Below are 6,925 nucleotides of genomic sequence, written 5' to 3' on the forward strand. Positions count from 1 at the left end.
GGGGCGGGCACGAAAAACGTTCACTGCTCCCGCAGGCCCCACGGCGAGCCGTAGGCCGTCAGCAGGTCGAGGAACGGCCGGGCCGGGAACGCCTCGGGACCCAGCACGCCCACGCCGGACCAGGCCCCGGTGGCGAGCAACTCCAGGGCCACCACCGGGTTCACGGCGGTCTGCCACACCACGGCCTGGCTGCCGTACTCGGCCATGGACCACTGGTTGTCGACCACGTGGTACAGGTACACCTCGCGCGGCGCACCGTCCTTGACGCCCCGCACCCAGGTGCCGGCGCAGGTCTTTCCGTGCATCAACTCGCCCAGTGTCGCCGGGTCGGGCAGACACGCGGCCACCACGTCCCGCGGCGAGACGGACACCGGGCCCCGTTCGCTCGGCACGGTCACCGGCGCGGTGCGGTCGAGCCCCAGCCGGTGGAGGGTCTTGAGGGTCTCGACGAACTCGGCGCCCAGCCCGTACTTGAAGGTGACCCTGCGCGCCTTCAGCCAGCGCGGCACGAGCAGTACCTCCTCGTGCTCGACGTTCACGCACTCCACCGGCCCGATGCCCTCGGGGAAGTCGAACACCTCGGGCTCGCTGAAGGGCGCGGTGGTGAACCAGCCCCGGTCGGCCTCGTAGACCACCGGAGGGTTCAGGCACTCCTCGATCGTGGTCCAGATGCTGAAGGAGGGCGCGAAGTCGTAGCCCTCGACGGTGAGGTCGGCGCCGTCGCGGACGCCGATCTCCTCGATCTCGTCGAAGAGTTCGTCAGCGGCGTACCGGGCGAAGACGTCCGACAGCCCCGGTTCGACGCCCATGCCGACCAGGGCGAGGGCGCCCGCCTCGGCCCACTCGTCGGCCTCGGCGAACTGCTCGTCGCCGAGCCGCACGCCGCACTCCTCGTACGGACGCTCCGGATGCGGCCGGGACAACGACATCGCCATGTCGACATAGCGTGCGCCGCCGGTGCGCGCCGCGCGGAACAGCGGCATCACGAACCGCGGGTCGGTGGCGTTGAGCAGGACGTCGCAGCGGTGGCGGGCGAGCAGGGCGGTCACGGCCGCCTCGTCGGAGGCGTCCACGCGTTCGGCGAGGAACCGGTCGTCGCCGAGTGCGGCCACGGCGGCCTCGGCGCGGGCCGGGTCGTAGTCGGCGACGACCATCGCCTCGAAGAACGGGCGCCGGGCGGCGATCCGGGTGATGGCGGTGCCGACACCGCCGGCGCCCACGAGCAGGACACGCATGACGAGAACTCCCTCGGTTGAGAGTGCGATCGGTCGAGGAGCGATCGGTGGACAGGACGATCGGTGGGGAAGGCGATCGGTGGACAGGACGATCGGTGGAGAGGCGGGACGAAAGGGTGCGAAGCGGGGGTCCCGCTCTCGATACAACGCCGCCGGGCCGCGTAAGGTCAATGGCGTTGGCATAAGGGCGGCCCTTGAGGCCGCGAGGTCAGGAGGCCGAGAAGCCTCGGGGCCTTGAGGTCGCGCGGCCGTGAGGCCGGCAGGGAGCGTGAACAGATGGCCAAGCAGGTCGTCCCGGAGGAGAAGCGACGGCGCCGCCGCCCCACCCGGAGCGGCACCGTGCTCTCGGAGACGCTGATCGTCGAGGCGGCGCTGCGCCTGCTGCGGGAGCACGGCAGCGCCGGACTCAGCGCCCGCCGTCTCGGGCTCGCCCTCGACTGCGACCCCAGCACGCTCTACCGCTACTTCCGCGGCATGGACGAGCTCACCCTGGCCATCGGCGACGCCCTGATCGGCGAGGCGCTGCGCGGCTGGCGGCCGACGGGGGAGTGGCGGGCCGACCTGCACGCCGTGGGCCTGCGCATCCACGCCGCCTACGTCGCCCACCCGCAGGCCGCCCAGCTCACCGCGAGCCGCGTCACCGGACGGGCCAACGAACTCGCCGCCGACGAGGCCGTCCTGGACGTCCTGCGCACCGCAGGCTTCCCGCTGCCGGACACCGTGCGGATCTACCACGCCTTCATCGACCAGACCCTGGCGTTCGCCGCCCTGGACGCCGCGGCGCTGGCCCTGCCCCGCGCGGTCCAGCGCGCCGACGACGCGATCTGGCACTCGACCTACGCCCGGCTGCCCGCCGAGACCCACCCCAGGATCGCCGAGGCCGCCCCGCTGCTGTCGACACGCATGCTCACCAGCGCCTATCCGACCGCCCTGGAGATGCTGCTGGACAGTGCGCAGGCCCGACTGGCCGCCCTCACGGCGGGCCCGGCCTAGACGGCGCGGTTCAGCGACTCGGCCGCCGTCGCGGCCACCGCGTCCGCCACCGCCGCGAGGGCCGGGGAGTCGAGCTTCCACTGCTGCCAGTACAGGGGGACGTCCAGCGGGCGGTCGGGAGCGAGAGGGACCAGACGGCCCGAGCGCAACAGCGGCTCGCCCTGGACCTCGGGCACCATGCCCCAGCCGAACCCGGCCGCCACCGAGGCGACGAACCCTTCCGACGTCGGCATCGCGTGGCGCATCGCGCTCGCGCTCCGGGCGCCCCGCCGCAGACCGCGCACGAAGGCGTCCTGGAGGTCGTCGCTGCGGTCGAAGGCCATGACCGGGGCCCGTGGCAGGGTCTCGTGGAGGGGGCCGTCGGCGAGATGGCGGGCGACGAAGCCGGGGCTGGCCGCCGCCAGGTAGCGCATCGTGCCCAGGGTCCGCACCGAGCAGCCGGTCACGGGCGCCGGCGACGAGGTGACCGCGGCCATCACCAGGCCCTCCCTGAGCAGTTCGGCCGTTCGGGTCTCGTCCTCGCGGTGCAGCTCGAAACAGAGCGGCGGCTCCTGCGCCACCCGCGTCAGGGCCGGCAGGAACCAGGTGGCGAGCGAGTCCGCGTTCACCGCGACGCTCACCCGGGTCGGTTCGCCCTCGCCGCTCATGCCCAGCTCGGCCCGCGTGTCGCGCTCCAGTCTGGCCAGCTGGCGGGCGAACCGCACGACGATCTCGCCGGATTCCGTGGGGCGCACCGGTTTGGTGCGCAGCAGCAGGACCCGGCCGGTGCGCTGCTCCAGCGCCTTGACGCGCTGGCTGACCGCCGACGGCGTCACGTGCAGGGCGGCCGCGGCCGCGTCGAAGGTGCCCTCGTCGACCACGGCGAGCAGGGTGCGCACCTGGTCGAGCGGGAGGTCCGTCATCATCGCCGGTTCACCGGCCCGCGCGTCGTCGCAGGGGTGGTCGCAGGCGTCGTCCCGGGTGTCTCTCCAGGTGTCATCACGAGAGCTGATGATAGGTAAGAATCTTTAGCTGTACCCGCAGTGATCGACTGTTTAGCGTGGTCGGCATGTCCTCCGCACTCACCGCCGCGGCCGCCGGCTTCGGCACCGGTCTGTCGCTCATCGTCGCCATCGGCGCCCAGAACGCGTTCGTCCTGCGCCAGGGGATCCGCCGGGACGCCGTCCTCGCCGTCGTGGGGATCTGCGCGCTGTCCGACGCCCTGCTCATCGCGCTCGGCGTCGGCGGGGTGGGCGCGGTGGTGGTCGCCTGGCCCGACGCGCTGACCGTCGTCGGCTGGATCGGCGGGGCGTTCCTGCTCGGGTACGGGCTCCTCGCGGCCCGCCGGGTGTTGCGCTCCGGCACGGACGCGCTGCGCACGGACGGCGAGGCCGCGGGCTCGCGGCGCCGGGCCGTGCTCACCTGCCTGGCGTTGACCTGGCTCAACCCGCACGTCTACCTCGACACCGTCTTCCTGCTCGGCTCGATCGCCGCCGACCGCGGCGCGCTGCGCTGGACGTTCGGCCTCGGCGCGGCGCTGGCCAGTCTGTGCTGGTTCGCCGCCCTGGGCTTCGGCGGCCGGCTGCTCGGCCGCTTCCTGGCCCGCCCCGCCGCCTGGCGGGTCCTCGACGGCCTGGTGTCCGCCACGATGATCACGCTCGGCGTGCTGCTGATCGCCCGCGCCTGAGTCTGTGATCCGGGACGGCGGGTCCAAAGGGGCGGCGAAAGCGCAGGAGGGCTGCGATAGTGACCTCCGGAATCGAAAGATGTAACGAGCATCGAGGAAGCGCGTGGACACCAGCGAGAGCACCCCCGCCCCCGGGGTCGAGGAGAGCGAGCCACGCGCGGACGGTCCCGCCCGGCGCGGCTGGCGCCGCTGGGCCATGGACACCCGCCCCCTGCGCCGGCCGGCCTACCGGCGTCTGTGGTCCTCCACCATCGTCACGGCCGTGGGCAGCCAGCTCACCGCCGTCGCCGTGCCCAAGCAGATCTACGACATCACCGGCTCCTCCGCCTGGGTCGGCTACGCGAGCCTGGCCGGGCTGGTGCCGATGGTGCTGTTCGCGCTCTGGGGCGGCGCGGTCGCCGACACCGTCGACCGCCGCAAGCTGCTGCTGGTCACCAACAGCGGCATCGCCGTCACCTCGGTGCTGTTCTGGGTCCAGGCGGCCTCGGGGCTCGGCTCGGTCGCCGTGCTGATGGTGCTGCTCGCCGCTCAGCAGGCGTTCTTCGGACTCAACTCGCCCGCCCGCAACGCCTCCATCGCCCGGCTCGTGCCGGCGGACGAACTCGCCGCCGCCAACGCCCTGGGCTCCACGGTCATGCAGACGGGCCTGGTCGCGGGGCCGCTGCTCGCGGGCGCCCTGATCCCCGTGATCGGACTGCCCGAGCTGTACCTCCTCGACGCCGTCGCGCTGTGCGTCACGCTGTGGGCGGTGTTCCGGCTGCCCGCGCTGCCCCCGTCGGCGAGCGCGACCGTCCGGCGCGCCGGGCTGCGCGAGATCGCGGAGGGCTTCCGCTACATCTCCCTGCACAAGGTGCTGCTGCTGTCCTTCCTCGCCGACGTCATCGCGATGGTCTTCGGCATGCCCCGCGCCCTGTTCCCGCAACTCGCCGCCGAGACCTACGCCCCCTACGGCGAGGGACTCGCCCTCGGCCTGCTGTTCGCGGCGATCCCGATCGGGGCGGTGCTGGGCGGGCTGTTCTCCGGCACGTTCTCCCGGGCGCGCCGGCACGGCTGGATGGTCGTCGGCGCGGTCGTCGCCTGGGGGGTGTCCATCGCCGGCTTCGGGCTGAGCGGCAGCCTGTGGCTCGCGGTGGCCTTCCTCGTCTGCGCCGGCGTCGCCGACATGGTCTCCATGGTCTTCCGGGGCGCGATCCTGCTCTCGGCGGCCACCGACGAGATGCGCGGCCGCATGCAGGGCGTCTTCACGGTGGTCGTCGCGGGCGGCCCGCGACTGGCCGACGTCCTGCACGGCACCGCGGGCGCGGCGTTCGGGCCGCGGACCGCCGTGGCGGGCGGAGGTCTGCTGGTCGTCGCGCTCATGCTCGGCCTGGCGGCGGCCGTGCCCGCCCTGCGCCGGTACCGCATCTGATTCCGTGGACGCCGCGCGGGCCGTCGGCTACAGCACTCCGTGCCGGTGGGAGCCGTACTGCTCCATGAGCCTGCCCCGGGTCATCTCCAGCCGGTGCGCGAGGATCTCCGCCACGATCCGCACCAGCGACATCCCGAGCGCCGGCTCCTCCTCGCAGAGCTTGAGCACGGGCTGCGCCCCGAACTCATAGGCGCGCACCGGGCTGAAGGCCTCCGCGCCGAAGTCCCAGCGGTACGGCGGGAAGAGCCACGACCAGCCCAGCAGGTCGCCGGCGCCCAGACTCGCGACGGTGACCCGCCGCTGGGGCGTCACCTGCTGGGTGAGCGAGACCGCGCCGGAGCGGACGACCCAGAAACGGTCGGCCGTGCCGCCCGCCTCGAAGATCCGGGCGTCCTCCGCGAAGGAGACCTCCCGGGCGAGCTCCATCAGACGTGCGCGCTGGGGCGGGGGAAGGGCGGTCAGCAGTCTGGTCGCTTTGGTCATGGCGCGGGGCTCCTCGCCGACGATTCGGTGGGGCGTGTTCTCCCCCTCCCATTTCAGCCGCTGCGGCCGTCCCGGGCACCTCGGCGGACGGCACTTTCCCGGTTTCGGCACGTCCGGGGCGTGGGCGGGCCCGCGTCGACGCGTCCGCCGCGGCCCCGTGCCCGGGCGCTCGCGCCTGCGCCCCGGGCGCGCGCGGCGCCGGCCGGGTGCGGACATGGAGAAGCCCTGGCTGGACGGGGGAAGCCAGCCAGGGCAGTAGAGGGTGGCGGACGGAGGAGGGGTGTCGACCCCGCTCACCACGTATGGATGAACCGTAAACCATTCACGAGGGTTTCACACACGGGAAACCGGGTCCAGTGACCCGTTTCACTCCGTCCCGCCGTCCGGCCGTCGTCGGGGCGGCGAGCCGGGCGCGGTCCGACCGCGGCCCGCGCCCCGGTCGTGCAGGCGCGCCGCAACTGCGCTGCCGCGCCCGCGAGTTCCGGTTCAGTCCCGGTCGGAGGAGCGGCCGGGCGTCACGATCTCGTCGAGCACTCTCACCACGGCCTCGTAGGCGAGACCCCGCACATGGGCGTCGCGCGCCCCGTCCGGATCGGTCTGGGAGAGATCGGCGCTGCGGGCCCGGCAGGCCAGCAGTTCCTCCCGGGCGCGGGTGCGGGAGCGCTGGATGCGCCGCAGGAGTTCGTCGGAGTCCACCACATCGGTCATGCGGGTCGCCTACCCACACCGGGCCGGACGATGGCTCCCGGCGTCGCCCCGATCCGCGCCGGACGATCGCTCCCGGTCCGGGAGGTTTGGCCGTCGCGGGGCTGGTCAGCCGATCAGGAGACAACAGCACAGACCGAACGGAGCGCACCGTCCGGCCCCGAGGCCGGGTGCGCGAGGGGCGGCCGGCCCGCCGCGCCGACCGGCGGCCGGTCCGGGCGACCCCCGGGCCGCCGCACCGCGATCCGCACGCCGACGCCGTCCCCGGCGCGCCATGCAAGGGACCATGGCCGTCACCCGCGTAATCCGCGCCGTCCCCGTTCCGTCCGTCCCGGGGGATGTCCCGTCCCCGGCCTGCCGACGACGGACATCCCAGTGGGGGTCCGCGTCTTCGCGTACCCGGGAACCGGGCAGTGCCCCCCCATCCCCCCATCC

Annotated in this window: 7 protein-coding genes; 3 read left to right on the forward strand and 4 right to left on the reverse strand. The window is 73.6% G+C overall.

All coding sequences use genetic code 11. The features are described from left to right. Positions 1-20 precede the first annotated feature (20 nt). Positions 21-1,235 carry a saccharopine dehydrogenase family protein gene (locus KMS84_RS26510; protein ID WP_256918970.1) on the reverse strand — a complete coding sequence of 405 codons (1,215 nt, stop codon included), beginning with the start codon at positions 1,233-1,235 and terminating at the stop codon, positions 21-23. Positions 1,236-1,511: 276 nt separating this feature from the next. On the opposite strand from KMS84_RS26510, the gene KMS84_RS26515 reads away from it, so the two are divergent. Then, the gene (locus tag KMS84_RS26515; RefSeq protein WP_256918971.1) at positions 1,512-2,228 is read left to right on the forward strand and encodes a TetR/AcrR family transcriptional regulator; all 717 of its coding nucleotides are present in this window, start codon (positions 1,512-1,514) and stop codon (positions 2,226-2,228) included. On the opposite strand, the gene KMS84_RS26520 is transcribed toward KMS84_RS26515, so the two are convergent. Next, positions 2,225-3,133, reverse strand: coding sequence for a LysR family transcriptional regulator ArgP (locus tag KMS84_RS26520; RefSeq protein ID WP_256918972.1), 909 nt, complete (start codon positions 3,131-3,133; stop codon positions 2,225-2,227). The two genes, KMS84_RS26515 and KMS84_RS26520, sit on opposite strands and share 4 nt — an antisense overlap. Before the next feature lie 143 nt (positions 3,134-3,276). Here KMS84_RS26520 and KMS84_RS26525 point away from each other — a divergent pair, with 143 nt between their 5' ends. Both KMS84_RS26525 and KMS84_RS26530 read left to right on the forward strand, forming a co-directional pair. Then, positions 3,277-3,894: a LysE/ArgO family amino acid transporter gene (locus KMS84_RS26525; protein WP_256918973.1), complete on the forward strand. Its 618-nt coding sequence runs from the start codon at positions 3,277-3,279 to the stop codon at positions 3,892-3,894. Between the two features lie 103 nt (positions 3,895-3,997). Beyond that, the gene (locus tag KMS84_RS26530; protein ID WP_256918974.1) at positions 3,998-5,302 is read left to right on the forward strand and encodes an MFS transporter; all 1,305 of its coding nucleotides are present in this window, start codon (positions 3,998-4,000) and stop codon (positions 5,300-5,302) included. A 27-nt stretch (positions 5,303-5,329) separates the two neighbouring features. Here the strand turns inward: KMS84_RS26530 and KMS84_RS26535 are convergent, their stop codons facing one another. Both KMS84_RS26535 and KMS84_RS26540 read right to left on the reverse strand, forming a co-directional pair. Continuing rightward, complete coding sequence (locus KMS84_RS26535) at positions 5,330-5,785, reverse strand: cyclic nucleotide-binding domain-containing protein (protein WP_256918975.1); 456 nt, start codon at positions 5,783-5,785, stop codon at positions 5,330-5,332. A 486-nt stretch (positions 5,786-6,271) separates the two neighbouring features. After that, positions 6,272-6,493, reverse strand: coding sequence for a hypothetical protein (locus tag KMS84_RS26540; RefSeq protein ID WP_256918976.1), 222 nt, complete (start codon positions 6,491-6,493; stop codon positions 6,272-6,274). Between the last annotated feature and the right edge of the window lie 432 nt (positions 6,494-6,925).

Source organism: Streptomyces hilarionis (genome assembly GCF_024539675.1).
Taxonomy (GTDB): domain Bacteria; phylum Actinomycetota; class Actinomycetes; order Streptomycetales; family Streptomycetaceae; genus Streptomyces; species Streptomyces hilarionis.

Coding starts and splice junctions, on each gene's coding strand:
- KMS84_RS26515 (WP_256918971.1), top strand. CDS start 1,512: ATGGCCAAGCAGGTCGTCCCGGAGGAGAAGCGACGGCGCCGCCGCCCC.
- KMS84_RS26540 (WP_256918976.1), bottom strand. CDS start 6,493: ATGACCGATGTGGTGGACTCCGACGAACTCCTGCGGCGCATCCAGCGC.
- KMS84_RS26520 (WP_256918972.1), bottom strand. CDS start 3,133: ATGATGACGGACCTCCCGCTCGACCAGGTGCGCACCCTGCTCGCCGTG.
- KMS84_RS26510 (WP_256918970.1), bottom strand. CDS start 1,235: ATGCGTGTCCTGCTCGTGGGCGCCGGCGGTGTCGGCACCGCCATCACC.
- KMS84_RS26535 (WP_256918975.1), bottom strand. CDS start 5,785: ATGACCAAAGCGACCAGACTGCTGACCGCCCTTCCCCCGCCCCAGCGC.
- KMS84_RS26525 (WP_256918973.1), top strand. CDS start 3,277: ATGTCCTCCGCACTCACCGCCGCGGCCGCCGGCTTCGGCACCGGTCTG.